Origin of the sequence: Frankia sp. CpI1-P, from assembly GCF_001421075.1 — a bacterium.
In the GTDB taxonomy this organism is placed as follows: Bacteria; Actinomycetota; Actinomycetes; order Frankiales; family Frankiaceae; genus Frankia; species Frankia torreyi.
On the sequence record NZ_LJJX01000004.1, the window covers coordinates 181,365 to 197,600 of the forward strand.

Annotated in this window: 12 protein-coding genes and 14 pseudogenes; all 26 read left to right on the forward strand. The window is 63.3% G+C overall.

Going from position 1 to position 16,236, the window contains the following annotated elements:
* Positions 1 to 39: 39 nt before the first annotated feature.
* Positions 40 to 463, forward strand: a 424-nt coding sequence (locus FF86_RS40295; protein ID WP_242418163.1) for an aminotransferase class I/II-fold pyridoxal phosphate-dependent enzyme, incomplete at its 3' end; no start/stop codon positions are given.
* Position 464: 1 nt separating this feature from the next.
* A pseudogene (gene dapC, locus FF86_RS40300) lies at positions 465 to 1,605 on the forward strand (succinyldiaminopimelate transaminase); the annotation flags it as partial.
* A gap of 556 nt (positions 1,606 to 2,161) precedes the next feature.
* Positions 2,162 to 3,004, forward strand: a complete 843-nt coding sequence (locus FF86_RS04440) for a 2,3,4,5-tetrahydropyridine-2,6-dicarboxylate N-succinyltransferase (protein ID WP_055406312.1) — start codon at positions 2,162 to 2,164, stop codon at positions 3,002 to 3,004.
* Between the two features lie 157 nt (positions 3,005 to 3,161).
* Complete coding sequence (gene dapE / locus FF86_RS04445) at positions 3,162 to 4,235, forward strand: succinyl-diaminopimelate desuccinylase (RefSeq protein WP_044883452.1); 1,074 nt, start codon at positions 3,162 to 3,164, stop codon at positions 4,233 to 4,235.
* A 630-nt stretch (positions 4,236 to 4,865) separates the two neighbouring features.
* Positions 4,866 to 6,227, forward strand: a 1,362-nt coding sequence (locus FF86_RS04450) for a sugar transferase (protein ID WP_242418183.1), incomplete at its 3' end; no start/stop codon positions are given.
* Between the two features lies 1 nt (position 6,228).
* A pseudogene (locus FF86_RS40305) lies at positions 6,229 to 6,304 on the forward strand (sugar transferase); the annotation flags it as partial.
* Between the two features lies 1 nt (position 6,305).
* A pseudogene (locus FF86_RS40310) lies at positions 6,306 to 6,575 on the forward strand (sugar transferase); the annotation flags it as partial.
* Positions 6,576 to 7,821: 1,246 nt separating this feature from the next.
* On the forward strand, positions 7,822 to 7,991 hold a 170-nt coding region (locus FF86_RS65005; protein ID WP_396229763.1), incomplete at its 3' end, for a DUF4012 domain-containing protein.
* A gap of 1 nt (position 7,992) precedes the next feature.
* Positions 7,993 to 8,982 (forward strand): annotated as a pseudogene (locus FF86_RS65010) (DUF4012 domain-containing protein); the annotation flags it as partial.
* Positions 8,983 to 9,374: 392 nt separating this feature from the next.
* Positions 9,375 to 9,974 (forward strand): WecB/TagA/CpsF family glycosyltransferase, encoded by a 600-nt coding sequence (locus tag FF86_RS65015; RefSeq protein WP_220386679.1) that lies wholly within the window; start codon positions 9,375 to 9,377, stop codon positions 9,972 to 9,974.
* Between the two features lie 127 nt (positions 9,975 to 10,101).
* Positions 10,102 to 10,205, forward strand: a 104-nt coding sequence (locus tag FF86_RS65020; protein ID WP_396229764.1) for a hypothetical protein, incomplete at its 3' end; no start/stop codon positions are given.
* 1 nt (position 10,206) lies between these two features.
* On the forward strand, positions 10,207 to 10,331 hold a 125-nt coding region (locus FF86_RS65025), incomplete at its 3' end, for a hypothetical protein (protein ID WP_396229765.1).
* A gap of 1 nt (position 10,332) precedes the next feature.
* Positions 10,333 to 11,040: pseudogene (locus FF86_RS40315) on the forward strand (glycosyltransferase family 4 protein); the annotation flags it as partial.
* A 1-nt stretch (position 11,041) separates the two neighbouring features.
* Positions 11,042 to 11,250 (forward strand): annotated as a pseudogene (locus tag FF86_RS65030) (glycosyltransferase); the annotation flags it as partial.
* Between the two features lie 129 nt (positions 11,251 to 11,379).
* On the forward strand, positions 11,380 to 11,593 hold a 214-nt coding region (locus FF86_RS65035), incomplete at its 3' end, for a hypothetical protein (protein ID WP_396229766.1).
* 1 nt (position 11,594) lies between these two features.
* Positions 11,595 to 11,849, forward strand: a pseudogene (locus FF86_RS65040) (hypothetical protein); the annotation flags it as partial.
* A 34-nt stretch (positions 11,850 to 11,883) separates the two neighbouring features.
* A pseudogene (locus FF86_RS65045) lies at positions 11,884 to 12,110 on the forward strand (hypothetical protein); the annotation flags it as partial.
* Between the two features lies 1 nt (position 12,111).
* A pseudogene (locus FF86_RS65050) lies at positions 12,112 to 12,447 on the forward strand (hypothetical protein); the annotation flags it as partial.
* Positions 12,434 to 12,514: hypothetical protein (locus tag FF86_RS65055; RefSeq protein WP_396229767.1), on the forward strand; the 81-nt coding region annotated here is incomplete at its 3' end. The pseudogene FF86_RS65050 and the gene FF86_RS65055, both read left to right, overlap by 14 nt.
* Before the next feature lie 30 nt (positions 12,515 to 12,544).
* Positions 12,545 to 12,803: pseudogene (locus FF86_RS65060) on the forward strand (hypothetical protein); the annotation flags it as partial.
* 1 nt (position 12,804) lies between these two features.
* Positions 12,805 to 12,912 (forward strand): annotated as a pseudogene (locus FF86_RS65065) (hypothetical protein); the annotation flags it as partial.
* A 1-nt stretch (position 12,913) separates the two neighbouring features.
* Positions 12,914 to 13,112 (forward strand): annotated as a pseudogene (locus FF86_RS65070) (glycosyl transferase family 1); the annotation flags it as partial.
* A 1-nt stretch (position 13,113) separates the two neighbouring features.
* Positions 13,114 to 13,456: pseudogene (locus FF86_RS65075) on the forward strand (glycosyltransferase); the annotation flags it as partial.
* Positions 13,457 to 13,785: 329 nt separating this feature from the next.
* Positions 13,786 to 14,117, forward strand: a 332-nt coding sequence (locus tag FF86_RS65080; RefSeq protein ID WP_396229768.1) for a glycosyltransferase, incomplete at its 3' end; no start/stop codon positions are given.
* Between the two features lies 1 nt (position 14,118).
* Positions 14,119 to 14,553, forward strand: a pseudogene (locus tag FF86_RS65085) (glycosyltransferase); the annotation flags it as partial.
* Between the two features lie 938 nt (positions 14,554 to 15,491).
* On the forward strand, positions 15,492 to 16,011 hold a 520-nt coding region (locus tag FF86_RS65090; RefSeq protein ID WP_396229769.1), incomplete at its 3' end, for a polysaccharide biosynthesis C-terminal domain-containing protein.
* Between the last annotated feature and the right edge of the window lie 225 nt (positions 16,012 to 16,236).

A 16,236-nucleotide genomic window follows, 5' to 3' on the forward strand; every position in this document is an offset into this window, starting at 1 on the left:
AACACCTCCGGAGTCCTGCGGTCACCGGCCCGTTCCCGCGTGCGGCTGCCCGACTTCCCCTGGGACCAGCTCGTCTCCTACAAGGAGAAGGCCCGCACGCACCCCTACGGGCTCGTCGACCTCTCGGTCGGGACTCCGGTCGACTCCACCCCGGCCGTCGTGCAACAGGCGCTGGCCGGTGCCGCGGATGCTCCGGGCTATCCGCTGACGGTCGGTACCCCGGATCTTCGAGAGGCGGCGGCGGGCTGGTTGGCCCGCCGCCTCGGCGTCCTCGTGGATCCGGGTGCCGTCCTGCCGGTGCTCGGCACCAAGGAGCTGGTCGCCCAGCTCCCGGGGCAGCTCGGTCTCGAACCAGGGGACCGGGTCTGGGTGCCGACGCCGGCGTACCCGACCTATGAGGTCGGCGCCCTGCTCGCGCGCTGCGAGCCGGTCGTCGGCCCCGCGGACGGGGTGACGCTCGTCTNGCTGAACTCGCCCGCGAACCCGACGGGGCGGGTGCTGACCGTCGACGAGATGCGAGCGGTCGTCGCCTGGGCCCGCGAGCGGGGCGTCATCGTCGCCAGCGACGAGTGCTACATCGAACTGGGCTGGGAGGCCCGGCCCGTCTCCGTGCTGCACCCGGACGTCTGCGGCGGATCCCACGAGGGCCTGCTCGCGGTGCACTCCCTGTCGAAGCGGTCCAACCTCGCGGGCTACCGGGCCGGCTTCGTCACCGGCGATCCGCAGCTCGTCGAGGGGCTGATCGGGGTCCGCAAGCACGCCGGGTTCATGATGCCGACCCCGGTGGCGGCGGCGATGGCCGCCGCTTACGCCGACGACATCCACGTCGCCGACCAGCGGGCCCGCTACGCCAACCGGCGGGCGGTCCTGGCGGCGGCGCTCGCGGTCGCCGGGTTCACCATCGACCACAGCGAGGCCGGCCTGTACCTGTGGGCCACCCGTGGCGAGGACGCGTGGGCGACGGTCGACGCCCTCGCCGGGGTCGGCGTGCTCGTCGCGCCCGGGACGTTCTACGGGGAGGGCGGCCGCCACCATGTCCGGGTCGCCCTCACCGCGCCGGACTCCCAGGTGGCGACCGTCCCCGAGCGGATGACCATGCTGGCGCCGGCCGTCGTGGCGGGCGGCGCCGGATCGCATCCGAGCGGGCCGGCCGGCGGGCCGCCGGCGGGCGGTGGCTACCCGCAGTCCGGGCCGCCGGCGGGGTACGGCGCCCAGCAGGGTGGCTACGCCGCCCCGGGCCCCGGCTACCCGGCCGGGCCGGCGCGGGTGCCCTACGAGTCCGCGGCGGGCTACGAGACCCGGCCCGCGTACGAGCCGCGGCCGGGCCGCGAGGGCCAGCCCGGCTATGACGGCCAGCCCGGCTACGAGGGCCAGCCCGGCTACGAGGGCGCGCGAGCCTACGAGGGCCAGCCCCGCTACGAGGGACAGCCGACCTACCAGGGCGAGCCGACCTACCAGGGCGAGCCGACCTACCAGGGCCAGCCCACCTTTCAGGGCCGGACCGGCTTCGAGGGCGAGACCGGTCAGGGCCGGACCGGCTTCGAGGGCCAGACCGGTTACGAGGGCCAGGCAGGTTACGAGGGTCAGGCCGGCTTCCGGGGCCAGNCGGCCTACGAGGGCCGGGCCGGCTTCGAGGGCCAGCCCGGTTACGAAGGTCAAGCCGGCTACGAGGGGCAGCCCGGCTTCGAGGGCCAGCGCGGTTATGAGGGCCAGCGCGCCTTCGAGGGTCAGCGCGCCTTCGAGGGGCAGCCCGGCTACGAGCGCTCCCCGCGCCACGCGCGGCAGTCCGGCTACGGCGCTCGGTCGGGCGGTCACGACGATCCGGCCCGGCGCGACGGCCAGGCCGGCTACGACCCCGCGAGCGGCTACGACCCCACGAGCGGCTACGAGAATCCCGCGGACTACGAGCGGCCGGCCGGCCACGACGATCCGCCGACCGGCCACGGCCAGCCCTCCAAAGCCGGCCGTCACGCCGCCGGCGGCTCGTGGAACGGCGAGCCGGACATCCGCTGACCCCTGCGGCCGGCCCCCGGGCCGGCCGCAGCCAGCGCCGCCGGGAACCCGTACGCCCCACGACGCGCGGCTTCACGGTCCGCGGCCCCGGGGCGGGCGGGAGCCACGGCGTGGCCGCTACCGCCGCCGACCTCGTAAGGTCGGGCCTGTGAGCGCACCCAACACGAGCTTCGACTCCCCGATCGATCCCATCATCGACGAGCTGTGGGATCGCCGGGCGGACCTGACCCCCGACGACGCCGACGCCCGCAAGACCGTGGTCGCGGCCGTCGACGCCATCGACGCCGGGATCGCCCGCGTCGCGATCGTCGCCGCAGACGGCTCGGTCGTCGTCGACGAGCGGGCCAAGCGGGCGATCCTGCTGTCCTTCAAGGTTCTGCCGATGGCCGAGTCGGCCGCCGGGGACTTCCACTACCACGACCGGATGCCGCTGAAGACCCGGTTCGACGGCGTCCGGGTGGTGCCGGGGGCCATCGTCCGCTGGGGTGCGCACGTCCAGCCCGGCGCGATCCTCATGCCCAGCTACACGAACATCGGCGGGTACGTGGGCGCCGGCACCCTGGTCGACACCTGGGCGACGGTCGGGTCCTGCGCCCAGGTCGGCAGCAACGTGCATCTCTCGGGCGGCGTCGGGCTCGGCGGCGTGCTCGAACCGCCGAACGCGGTCCCCGTCGTCATCGAGGACGACGCCTTCGTCGGCAGCCGGTGCATGGTCGTCGACGGGGCGAGGGTCCGCCGCGGCGCCAAGCTCGGCGCCGGGGCGATCCTGACCGCGTCCACCCACGTCTTCGACGCGAACACCGGCGAGGAATACCCGCGCGGCGAGATCCCCGAGCGAGCGGTCGCCGTCGGTTCCAGCCGGCTGAAGTCGTTCCCCGGCGGCGAGTTCGCGATGCCGTGCATCCTGGTGCTGCGCACCCTCGCCGAGGGTGAGATCCACGACAAGCTGGCGCTGAACGACGTCCTGCGCGAGCACGGCGTCGCCGGCTGACCCCCGTCCCCGCGGAGTCGAGCCGCGCCACCGGCTGAGCCCGTTTCCTCGGGTCGAGCCGCGCCACCGGCTGACCTCCGTCCCCGTGGGTCGAGCCGCGCCACCAGCCCCGTCGGGGTCGCGGCTCGGCACTCGCGGGGGCCGTAGGGTCGACGGCATGGATCTGGATCTCACCGTTCCGGTCGGCGAGCTCACCCGGCGGCTGGTCGACGTGCCGTCCGTGAGTGGCGGGGAGGCTGCGCTGGCGGACGCGGTGGAGAAGGCGCTCGCGGCGATCGACGGGCTGCGGGTCGACCGCGACGGCGACGCGGTCGTGGCCCGGACCTTCCTCGGTCGGCCGTCCCGGATCCTGCTCGCCGGGCACCTGGACACCGTCCCGCTGGCGGACAACCTGCCCGCGCGGGTGGTAGACGGGCGGCTCTACGGCTGCGGGACCTCCGACATGAAGGCGGGCGTGGCGATCGCGCTGCGCCTGGCGGCCACCCTGCCGATCACCGACGCGGGCGCGCTGCGCCACGACGTCACCTGGATCTGCTACGACAACGAAGAGGTCACCGCCGACCGCAACGGGCTGCGCCGCCTCGCCGCGCGGCACCGGGACTGGCTGGACGCGGACCTCGCCATCCTCATGGAGCCCACCTCCGGCGAGGTGGAGGCCGGCTGCCAGGGCACGCTGCGCACCGTCGTCACGCTGCCCGGCACCCGGGCGCACTCCGCCCGCTCCTGGCTCGGCGACAACGCCATCCACAAGGCGGCGGGCGTGCTGGGCCGGCTCGCCGGCTACCGGGCTCGGATCGTGACGCTCGACGGATGCACCTACCGCGAGGGGCTGTCCGCGGTCCGCATCGACGGCGGCGTGGCCGGCAACGTGATCCCCGACCTGTGCCGGGTGACGGTGAACTTCCGCTTCGCGCCGGACCGCACGCCCGAGGAGGCGTTCGCCCACGTCCGGGGGGTCTTCGACGGCTATGACCTGGAGCTGACCGACCTGGCGGCCGGCGCGCCGCCCGGGCTCGCGGCGCCCGCCGCCGCGGCGTTCGTCGCCGCCACCGGCCGTGTCCCGGTGGCGAAGTACGGCTGGACGGACGTCGCCCGCTTCGCCGAGCTCGGCATCCCCGCGCTGAACTACGGCCCGGGCGATCCCAACCTCGCCCACACCCGCGACGAGTACGTGGAGCTCGCCGCGATCGACGAGGGCGAGCGGCTGCTGCGCCGCTACCTGACCGTCTGACTACCTGACCGCCTGATCGCCTGGCCGCGACAGGCCATCACCGCGCGTCACTAGAATCGTTGCCCGCGTCTGGGTTGTTTGCCCGTTTATGACATGTTTCGAAGGTGGATCGACTCACGATCCGTCCGGCATGCNCCCAACGGGGAGCAGCGCATCCGGCAAGAATTTGGCGCGAATCGGTCGAGTAGCGATTTATGTCACGCACACGAGCCATCACGCGATGCCGGCATAGAACTGACGATGCTAGGACGTTAGAGTTGGGTGCGCACGTACAGTGCCGGCCGGNCGGGGGGTCCGCAGGGCCGGTGATGCGGCGGGCCAGGGGGGCTCGGCCGGTGACCGGGATGCAGCGTCATGCGCCGTGACCAGGGCTGTCGGTGTTGCGAGCCCCTTTCCGTCGTCGTCGGCCAACGAGGGTCGTGACCATGGGGGGTCAGCCAGGTGACGGACACTGTCTTCAGCGATGCCAGGATCGGGTCGGGGGGCGACCCGAAGACCGGACCCAATGGCGATGAATCGGACAAAAGCGACCAGGNCTACGACGAACGCACGCTGACCAACATCGACCGGAGGTCGCTTCCGACGCGTCTCAAACAGGTGGCTGAGGTCGGGGCGCGGCCTGCCCTGCCCATGACGGAGCAGGCGATCCCGGTACAGCGGCCGCGCGCGCAGCGCGGCGCGCTCGGCGGGGTGGAAACGGCGGAAGGGGATGCCCTCGGCGGGGCCGGGGCCGCGGGGGAGAGCTATGTCCTCGGGGGGCTCGGGACCACTGCGGAGAGTGACGCTGCCGGCTGGCCCGGGGCCGCCGGCGGCCGCGGTGCCCGTGGGGAGGCCGGCGCCGGCAGCGGCGTCCCGCTCGATCCCGAGGACCGCGCCGACGGCTTCGAGGGCTACCGGGCCAGGGTGCCCTGGGAGCGCAGGTTCGGCTGGTTACTGATGGGTTCGGACGCGGCGGCCTGCGTGATCGCCGCCGGCGTGGCCTACCTCGTGCGGTTCGGCGGTGTGGTCGAGTTCGACCTGAAGCCCGTGTCGGCGAAGCCCTACCTGGCGATGTCGGTCGTGCTGCCCGTCGTCTGGGTGCTGGCGATGTTCCTGGGCCGCGCCTACGAGAGCCGTTTCCTCGGCGGCGGGTCGGAGGAGTTCCGCCGGGTCCTCAACGCCGCCGCGCACCTGACCGCGGTCGTGGCCGTGCTGTCGTATGCGACCAAGGCCGAGCTCGCCCGCGCGTACGTCCTGATCGCCTTCCCCGCCGCGCTCCTGCTGACGGTGCTCGGCCGCTGCGCCGCCCGCGGCTACCTGCACCGCCTGCGCCGCGGCGGCCGCGGCCTGCACCGGGTGCTCGTGGTCGGCGCCGGCGACTCGGCGGCGTCGCTCGTCCGGCTCGCGCGGCGCGACCCCACCGCGGGCTGGTCGGTCGTCGGCGTCGTGCTGGACCGCTCGCCCGGTCGCCACAGCCACGACTACGCCGACCGCGGCGGCTTCGACCTGCTGGGTGTGCCCATCGTCGGCACGTCCGAGAGCCTGCACACCGCCATCCGGGCGACCCATGCGACCACCGTGGCGATCAGCCCGCAGATGGACGGCGAGACGCTGCGCCGGGTGCTGTGGATGCTGGAGGGCAGCGACGTCGACGTGCTGGTCTCCTCGGCGCTGACGGACGTGACCGGCCCGCGGATCTCGATCCGCCCGGTGGCGGGCCTGCCGCTGCTGCACATCGAGGAACCGGAGCTGACCGGCGCGCGGCGGGCCGTGAAGGGCCTGTTCGACCGCAGCGTGGCCATCGGCGTGCTGCTGCTGTCCTCGCCGCTGTTCGTGGCGCTGGCGCTCGCGGTCCGCCTCACCAGCCCCGGCCCGGCGATCTTCCGCCAGACCCGGGTCGGGTGCGACGGCCGGCCGTTCACCATGTTCAAGTTCCGTTCGATGTACGTCGACGCGGAGGCGCGCAAGGCGGAGCTGGCGGCGCAGAACGAGCGCGCCGAGGGCCTGCTGTTCNAGATGCGCGACGACCCCCGGATCACGAAGGTCGGCAAGTTCCTGCGCAAGTGGTCGCTGGACGAGCTACCTCAGTTNCTCAACATCGCCAATGGCACGATGTCTCTCGTCGGCCCGCGCCCACCGCTGCCCGCCGAGGTCGCTCAGTACGAGGACGAAGTTCACCGCCGCCTCATGGTCAAACCGGGCCTGACCGGCCTGTGGCAGATCTCCGGCCGATCTGATCTCGAATGGGACGAGTCGGTTCGCCTCGACCTGCGCTACGTCCAGAACTGGTCACTACCGCTTGACTTCTACATCCTGTGGCGCACCGTCTTCGCCGTCCTACGCCGCGAAGGCGCGTACTGAGCTGGCCCTGGCCCGAATAACAGAGGAGAACGTGCCGCGTCCACGTCGACAGCTCGGTCCACGGACGCGGCGCGTCTGCGCACCCCCACGGCCCTAAATCCGACCGTTGTGTGGACCGGGTGGATTCGTAGCGAGTTCATTTGGGCGACCGCAACCCGGGCGGGGTCAAGCTTGACGGGTTCGAGTTGGGCCGCTGTTGCCAATGCAGGTAGCCGAGAAGGTGGATGACGTCCATCACTGGTCGGTGGCGCAGCTCGGTCGGCACTGCCGGCAGCAAGCCTCCGGATGCTCTGACCTCAGAGGCAGGCGCATTAGCTCCACCGTGAGCCGCTTTACATCCAGAACTAGTCACCTCCCTCGAGGTGACTACCCCTTCGGGGTGTACCGTATGGGCAGTTCTGTGCTGTAGGGGGGCGTACTGAACGAGGACCAACCGTCGTCGGGGGACGCGACCACGCCGATCATTNGGCAACGGGAGCGAGACGGTGTGCCTGGGAAACCTGGCGGCGGAGAAGAACGTACCGAGCATGTGCTGATCGTAAAGCGCACGCCGGCCATCACCGGATCGGACTACGAGTCGGTGCCGGGTGCCGCGCTGGCGGTCGGGGCGCTGGATGGCGCTGCGGCGGCCGCTCAGCGTTCCCGTCGGCGGCGGCGGTTCACCGTGGCCGGAGTCGTTGTGGTCGGTGGGTTGATCCTGCTCGCCGCCGGCGTGCTCGTCGGCCAGGTCCTGTGGGTCCGGTCGGATCTCGCCGGTGCCCCAGACAAGCTGGGGGTGTTGCAGGACCGAGCCCTCGACGGCGACGTTCCCGCCGCACGGCAGACCCTCGCCCAGGTGGGAGCGGCGACCGGGCGCGCGCGGAGCCATTCGGCTGGCCCGGTCTGGTGGCTCGGCTCGAAACTGCCTTTCGTCGGGTCGAGCCTCGGCACCACCCGTGAGCTGGTCGTGTCGCTCGACGATCTGGCGGACGGCCCGTTGGCGAATCTCGTCGCCGTCGCCGACAAGATCAATCCGGACACCCTCGTCCGGGACGGCACGGTCGATCTCGCCGCGCTCGACGAGGCGCGCGAACCCATCATCAATGGAAGCACCGAGGTCAGCGTCGCGAGCCGGCGGGTGCAGTCTCTACCGTCGACGGGACTGCTCGGACCGGTGCGCCAGGCCCGGTCCGAGGCCGTCGAGAAGATCGGTAAGCTCAGCAGCCTGCTTGACGGGGCGGCAGAGGCAGTGCGGATCGGCCCGGGAATGCTCGGCGCCAACGGGCCCCGCACCTATTTCATTGCCTTCCAGAACAACGCCGAGATCAAGGGGACCGGGGGCCTGCTCGGCGTCTTCGGTGTGCTAACGGCCAACCACGGCAAGGTTGATCTCGTCAGGACGGCGTCCAACACTGAACTGCGGGATTTTCCACTGCCNGTCGTCGATCTGGGGCCGGAGTTCAACCAGAATTATGGCCCACTGTTCCCGGGGGCGATCTGGTCGAACGCGAACTCGAGCCCGCACTTCCCCTACGCCGGCCGGACGTGGGCCGCGATGTACGAGCACCAGTTCGGGACCCACATCGACGGGGTTATCGCGGCCGACCCGGAGATGCTCGCCCACCTGCTGCGTGCCACCGGACCGGTTCCGCTACCCGATGGCCGGGTGGCCACGGCGGACAACGTCGCCAGGATCGTCGAGGTCGACGCCTACGCCGAGTACGACGGCAAACGCAGCGATCGGAAAGACTTCCTGCGCGGTGTCGCGGAGGCGGCGTTCCATGCGGCACTGAACGGCAAGGCGCCGTCACGGAAACTGCTCGCCGAGCTCGGCGACGCCGGCCGGGCCCAGCGCCTGCAGATCTGGTCGCCGCGGGCGGAGGAGATGGCCGGATTGCGCCAGGCGCATCTTACCGGGGAGATGTACCAGGGCCCGGCGCCGTATGCGGGGATCGTGCTGAACAACGTTTCCGGTGCGAAACTCGACTACTACCTCGACCGCAATATCTCCTACACCCTCGGCACCTGCAACGGCGACCACCGGTCCGGCCGAATTGCCGTGAAACTCACCAATGAAGCGCCGTCAAACCTGCCGACATTTGTTACGGATCGCATCGATGCGCCCCGAGGCACCTATCCGCCAGGCCAAAGCCGGCTGCAGCTCTCGATCTACATGACAGAGGGAGCCGAGATAACCGGAGTAGCTCTAGACGGCAAACAAATCAATTTTAACAGCGGAACTGAACTTGGCCATCCCAGAATAACAATGTGGATCTACCCGACACCCAGACTCCCACTCGAAGTTACCGTCAACACTCGGGAGCCAGTTAGATATGAAATGCCCATCGTGCCAATTCAACCGATGGCCCGTGCTGTAGAGGCGGGGTCTGTTGATGAGACCTCAGTCGCAAACTGTATCAGAAATTAGTAAGAAAGAGATGGCCCTATCTTCAACCTTTTCCGTGCGGCATATTATCCGGATCAAAAAGTAAACGCAAGTTGAAAGCCGTCGGGGGAAGTATGGTACACGCACGGATTACCTACGCCTCAAAAAAATTTCGTGTTGTAAACGAAGAAAACGGCGCTAAGCCGTCTCTAGCGGAGAGTGGCGCCATGCAAAAAACGGTCGATTTGCGGTCAAAAAAAACAAAAAAAAGAGTTTCTGACGTCGATATCGACGATGTCAGCCTCTACGAGGCGGTTGAAATAATCGGGAGCCTCTCATCCACGAGGGGCGGAGTGGTAGTCACATGTAACGTTGATCACGCACTTACGCTCCGAATCGATTCGCGTCTACGTCGTNCATACAACAACGCTGACTTGGTAACCGCGGATGGCTCGCCAATCGTCCTTCTCAGCCGTCTAGTGGGTCAAACTCTGCATTCACGCGTAACCGGTGCGGATCTGGTTCCAGCTGTTTGCGATCTGGCGGCAAAGAGAGGTCTGAAACTGGCCCTCTTCGGGGGAGAGGAGGGGGTAGGGGAAGCGGCCGCTCGGGAGCTGCAGCGGCGCCATCCAACCCTCCAACCACCCATAGTTGTCACACCGCCCATGAACCACGTGATTGGAGGGAAGATCGACCACACCTTGGTCGATGAACTCGCACATAACCGGCCAAATATCGTCGTAGTTGGGCTTGGAATGCCAAAACAGGAAATCTGGGCTGACTACCACCGCAAAACGCTTAGCCCGGCGGTCATCATATGCGCGGGTGCCGCTATTGATTTCCTAGCGAAGCGGCAAAGACGTGCCCCCAGACTGGTCCAGAAGATTGGACTTGAATGGATGTGGCGCCTCAGTACCGATTTTCGACGCCTGTGGCGGCGATACTTGGTCCGGGATCTCGCCTTCGTTCCATATGCGATCGGAGAAATCCTGCTTCATAGGTCTACCCGCGAGTCGACGCATCAAGACGACTGATCCAGCCCACGCGCAGACGTTTGAAAAGGCGGAAGCGAATTGCATGCTCCGGGCTATATCCGATGTCCGACCGGAGACAGGGGTTGAGATGACTGCAGTNGGACGGGTTTGGATTGTCAGCAGGGCAGTGGCAGGATTCCACGGCCGAGGCGGTCTCGAAAGGGCGGTGGCTGACCTCACCGAGGGCCTAATAGAAGCCGGAACCGAGGTTCGTCTAGTAACATCCGGACCNATCCCCATGGTGGAAAATCAGAAGTTTCGGCACGTAATATTTGTCTCGTGGCCAGTCATTCAAAATTCTTCTCTCAACGCAAGCGCCGCGTATGCCATCTGGCTTTCACGAGTCCGGAGAACGCTNCATGGACGACTAAGATCGAACGACGTTATGCACGTACACGGCGCTGCGGCGGGCATTCTCGCAGCACTTCCTGGAGGACACATCCGAGTACTCAATCCTCATGGCATGGAAGAATTTCATCAAACGACTCTGCGGGGGCGTGCATCTTGTACTTGGCAGCGCCACTCAGTGCGATCCGGAGCTGCCGCAGCTGACGTAGTGATTGCAACAGATACCCGCCTGGTGGAGACAGTTGAAGCCAACTTGGGATCTGATCAGCAAAAAATCAGAGTAATCCCCAACTCGGTCAACACTGACCTTCTCGAGAGATACTCCGGCAACGTTACGTCAAACCCGAAGTATCCTCGACCATCCGGACAGCTGATGGTGTCAATCGGCCGTCTTGTAGGCAACAAAGGTTACGATCTTCTACCCGATGTTCTGGCTACCGTCAGGACTGCTGGGAAAGAGCTGCAATGGCTGCATATTGGAGTAGGTCCTCTATCTGAAACAATAATTCAAAAAATAAAAATACTCCAATTGGAACGATACGCGAGCCTTGTCGGCGACCTAGACGACCAGACTACCCAGTCTCTTCTATCGAAGGCGGACCTATTCATACAACCATCAAGGTTCGAAGGTAGCAGCCTGACTGTACTTGAGGCGTTGGCTCATGGCCGGCCGACGGTGGCGACAGCTGTTGGAGGAATTCCCGATAAAGTTCAACATNGCATTACAGGGTTACTTGCGGAACCTTCAGTTATGTCGCTAAGTAATGGGGTACTAAGGTTGCTCGATGATCCTGCGTCCGCGTTGGCCATGGGTAGGGAGGGGCGAACGCTTGTTCATAAGCGGTTCTCGCTGAAAGCTATGACGGAAAACTATTTGGCCCTATATCAAGATCTTCTTAGTTCCAGAACCGCCACGTTCACTGAATGATCTTTTATCTCAATATATTATAACATTCGAAAATATTGTTTGGATCTACAAAAAACTTTGTCGACATGACAGAGGGTCGAACTTAAGACAAAGACGGGATTAGTAGTGCGTTCGGTAGTACTTAGTAACATGCAGTGGAATCACAGTACGTCGACCAATAGGCAATACGCTGCGAGAGCCTTGTCGAAATTCGGTAAGACTGCCTACTGTGAAGTTGTAGGCCGACAAGGTGCCCACTGGGAGATACACAACAGCATCCTCGTGACAAGGGCCCGACCCTGGGTCCCCTGGTCGGGCCGTGCCTATCTTCCAACGAGGAAGATCAGATCCTCCCTGGCGAACCNTTGGGTTGACCAGGTAACGACTTATCTTGGAGGACGGCCGGACCTACTACTCACCTATGACCCGATGTCGCTCGGCCTGGCACGCCTATTTGAGCCGTTGAACCTAGTCTACGACTGTGTCGACATTTATGAAGCGCAGCCCTGGTACTCAGGTACGGCGAGCAAACTATCGCTGCGAATCGCAGAAAAAAGGCTCGCCCATGCGGCAGATCTGGTGACAGGAACATCTCCTGGCGTGGTCCAATATTTGCGCCGNCACGGTGTCGAAGCGACCTATCTATCAGGCGCAGTGCTTCCACCTCCTTGGGGAAATGAGCCACTTCCTGACCGGACACCGCGCCGAAGATTTGTCTATGTTGGAGCACTCGATACCTATAAGCTCGACTTTCGAGTGCTCCATAAGATCGCGGACATTCCGCACAGTGAGCTAGTTGTCGTCGGGAAGCGAGAGAATCTAGCCGCGGGGGCTGAGGAGATTTCAGGCCTACAAAAGAGAACAAATGTGAGGATGCTTGGNCCTCTGAGCAGGGAAGATCTATGGCCCGTTCTTCGGGACGCCGATGTTGGAGTTATAGCGCTTGCAGAGGGAGAATACTCCGATGGAAGCTTCCCTCTGAAGGTATGGGATTATCTCTGGGCGTGCCTTCCTGTAATCGCCGTCAGCGCTACTTCGCTTGTCGGGCTACATGCCGATGTCCATGTGACCTCGGATGTAAACACTGATATTCTAGAAGAGATTCTTGCCAAGGAAAAGAAGGATATCGCTCGTCGACAATTTGCCGCAGCATGGACTTCGGATACTCGGTTGCAGCGAATAGTAGACCTAACCAGGAACCCCAATGAGGATAATTGAAGTCTCGAGGCGGCCCAATTTGGGGGGCGCTGAGAGCGTCATCATCGACCTCTCAAACTGGCTTGCCNAGCGCGGNCATGAAGTACTATTCGCCGCNCCGGAGGGCGGCGCCCTTAGGAGGCGGTTGATCGGCAAAGTCGAGACTGTCGATCTGAGAACCGACAAAGACTCGGAGCTAACCAACACACTGATACGTGTGGGTCGAGGCGCCGATGTGATGCATGTACATTGGCGGCGCCAGGCGCTGGCGGCGCTTCCTGCTCGCATCGTCACCAAGACGCCAATAGTTGAGCACGCGCACGTGGAGCTTCCCGGGCGAGATATGAAAGCACTTTCGTACCGAGCGGACCGGATTGNAGCGGTGAGTCCTAGCACGGTGGCAATGGTAGTCCACGGTTACAAGAGGGCGAAATCGCGAGTCCGGCTAGTTGGAAACTGCGTGCCTTGGCATGAGCAGGACCTACTNCATCTTCCCGTACAACGCCCACGGCACGCGCGAATTCTGGGTATTGGCCGCTTGACGGAACAAAAGAACCCTTCGCTTTGGATTATGAGCTGTGCCCGAGTCATAGAGGCGCGCCCCGACATATCGGCCTGCTGGTTTGGAGAAGGTCCACTACTTGCTGAATGCAAGAAAATGGTATTGGAACTCGGTTTAAGTGACCNAATCAATTTCTGCGGAGCCGCGCGTGATCTACGGAAGGAACTCGAGCGGGGCGGATTGCTGCTGATGACATCAAAATGGGAAGGTCTCTCTCTAGCAATGCTCGAGGCAATGGCTGCGGCTGTGCCGGTAGTTTCAACCGACGTTAGTGGAGCACGCTGGGCACTAGGCCGGGAGTCGGTAGTTGAAAACAAACCGAATATGCCGGAAGAAATCTCGGCGAAGATCCTGGAAGCAATTGCAGAAGATGCGGGGATGTTGCGAGAGAGATATATCAAGAGCTTTCGTCGAGACCGTGTCTACGCGCGAATTGAAGAGATCCTTACGGATGCGGCTATCAACTGAAGTCCTTCTCTGGAACGTTGGAGATTTTGTGGACGACATCATTTTGAACGGAGTTAACCATGCTATTTGTTGANGGACGTAGTGCAGATCATCGTCCAACTGGTGTTGGACGTTATACAAAGCAGCTGGTACACAACTGGCCAAATGCGAATATTACCGTGCTTACCAATAGCGCTGACGCGTGGCGACCGGAGAAAAATTTCCGATTGATTGCACTCTCTGAGGGCGCGCGCTTCCATGGCGTTGCTGCCGAAATGGCTCGGCATCAAAAATATTGGTCACCTGAATCACTACTTGTTCCGAGTCTGGTCTCCGGTACTANCCTAACCATTCATGATCTGACTCCGATTACTATTCCGGACCGGCATACAGCTAGGAACCGTGTATTCCATCGCGCACTCCTGCGACGAGCTGCATCTTCGGCCAGTAGCATAATCGTTCCGACGCGGTACGTCGCAGATGCTGTACTTAGGCACCTGCCGATGTGTCAGGGAAAGGTTCATGTAATCCATGAAGGGCCCTCACTTAATCTAGGGGAAGACCCCCTTCCTCGCGAGAATATTGTCACCTATCTTGGGACTATAGAGCCCAGAAAAAATGTCTCGGCGCTAATCCGGTCTTTTCGAAAAGTTGATCTACCGGGATGGAGACTTCGAATAATNGGAAAGCTTGGATGGTTGACAGCTGACGAGTCTGCCGAGTTTCGCTCGCTTGTACAAGATGACCTCGTCGAATGGACAGGCTGGCTGCCCGATGAAGATGTGGCTCGGGCGCTGGCTATCAGCTCAATCCTGGTGTATCCGTCGATGGATGAGGGGTTTGGTCTGCCGGTCCTGGAGGGAATGGCCGCGGGATGCGCGGTTCTGACCAGCGACGCACCCGCGCTACGTGAGGTTGCCGGCGATGCCGCGATCTATGTTCGCCGCAAGAACCTCGAAGCCGAGTTGCGGATGCAATTGCAGCGGTTGATGAGCGACACTGCGTTGCGAGAGGAGATGGCGAGGCGGGCGAGGGAACGCGCAGAAGAGTTCTCGTGGAAGCACGCGGCGGAGGAGACGTACGCGTGTGTACGCGGTCAACGAAGGCCCGATGCGTGAAAATTTGAGGTTGCTTGGGTCAGGCAGACGGCGAGCGGAGCAAGGTCCAGATGAGTAGGCATCGAAGGCAGCGTGGCGGCCCCACGTTCGCCCGGGCGGCGACCCTGCTTCAGATAACTAAACTTGTCGAATTCCCGGCTGTATTTCTGTCGAGCATAGTACAGGCTAACGTCCTTCCGTCTCGTCAATATGGCCAGCTTGTCGTCGACCTCTCTATAGCGTTCATCGCGGCAACGGTGATGTCACTTGGGGTCGAGGAATCGCTACAGCGAGCACTCGCGGCCAATCCTAGAGATAGAGCGATCTGGACGGAGGCACTTGCCTCCCGGGCTTTCGTGGGACTTGCGCTCACCCTCTTGGCTGGTATCCTTTTAGTTTGCGATCAGACGTCGCTAGCGATTGTAGGCTGCATCGTCGTTGCTAATTCGATTTACGATCTAGTAGTGGCACAGACGGCGTCGCTTCTACGCCCAGCAGTACCTAGCATTTTCAATATAGCTGCGGTCATCGCTGCCTCGAGCGCGACGTTACTCGTACGCCCATCGTCATCGATCTCTTGCCTCACTATTACGTTGATTTTCAGCTCACTGCGGACCGCGGGTTGTGTTCTTCTCTCATGTCGGCTGCTGAAACCAGTGCGACTATCATTCCGGGATGCTGTCCGAATGCCGAACCTTGCCGACCGCGGCTGGCGACCTTTGGTTGATCTGACTGTATATAGATTGACCAATAATATTCTGAATCGGCAAGGCGATCTTATTATCGCAGGAATAGTGGCAGTCGACAAGACCTCGGTAGGAACCTACGCCCTGGCTTTCAGTCTCACGACCGCCGCCAATACAGTGTTTCTGACAGGAATCGGTAGTATGACTTTGACCCGATTCTCCGCGACGTATGCAGAATCGGGGAAGTTTGAGCTAGGAAAGTCGTGGCAGAGAATGACCTATCTCACAGCTTTCCTGTCGAGTTGGCCTCTCGCGATACTGATCGCAATTGGACCTGGTCTTAGCGTGATACTGTTTCATGGGAAGTATCCGGGCTTGGCGCTGTACCTGGTCCTGATAGGGGTCGTGGCTTGGCTGGGAAGAATATCGGGTGGTGGAGCAAATATTGCGGTGCTCTTCACTCTTCGTAACGAAAAGTTGGTTCGGAAGGTCTTCTTAATGGCGGCTGCGATGAATGTCGCCACAGACTTCGTCCTGATGCCTCTAATCGGCATGTACGGTGCAATCGTCGGTACAATGATCGGCACCTTTTTCTCTAGTCGATTTCTAAATGTCCAAATTCGAAGGCGCACTAGATCCTCGGTTGAATGGTCTCCCCTTTTGCTTCTGAGCTGTCTTACCGCTATCGTAACTGCCCCTGTAGCTCTGCTGCATCGATCATTCACGCTGAGCATCTGTGCGGTTGTTGTTAGCCTCTGTTTGTGGGCCACCTTCTCCTGGAGGTCTAGCATATNCCCGCCAGAAATCTCTTCCCGTGTCCATGATGTATTTGGTAAAAAAAGCTCTGTAGGCACCGATTGAAACCTCAATTGGTGCCGCTGAGACCTCTCCTGTAAGCGCCTGTTGTAGTACGTGATCACAACAGTATGTTTTTGCGGTGCCGTTAGGTGGTCGTTCCGGAGGGGCGAAGGTAGCCTTCACGGCTAGAGTCTTCCGGCCGTCGGAGTGGGCTTTGCCC

Bases quoted from the DNA above. Each gene is read 5' to 3' on its own strand.
- dapE (WP_044883452.1), top strand. From the start codon at position 3,162: ATGGATCTGGATCTCACCGTTCCGGTCGGCGAGCTCACCCGGCGGCTG.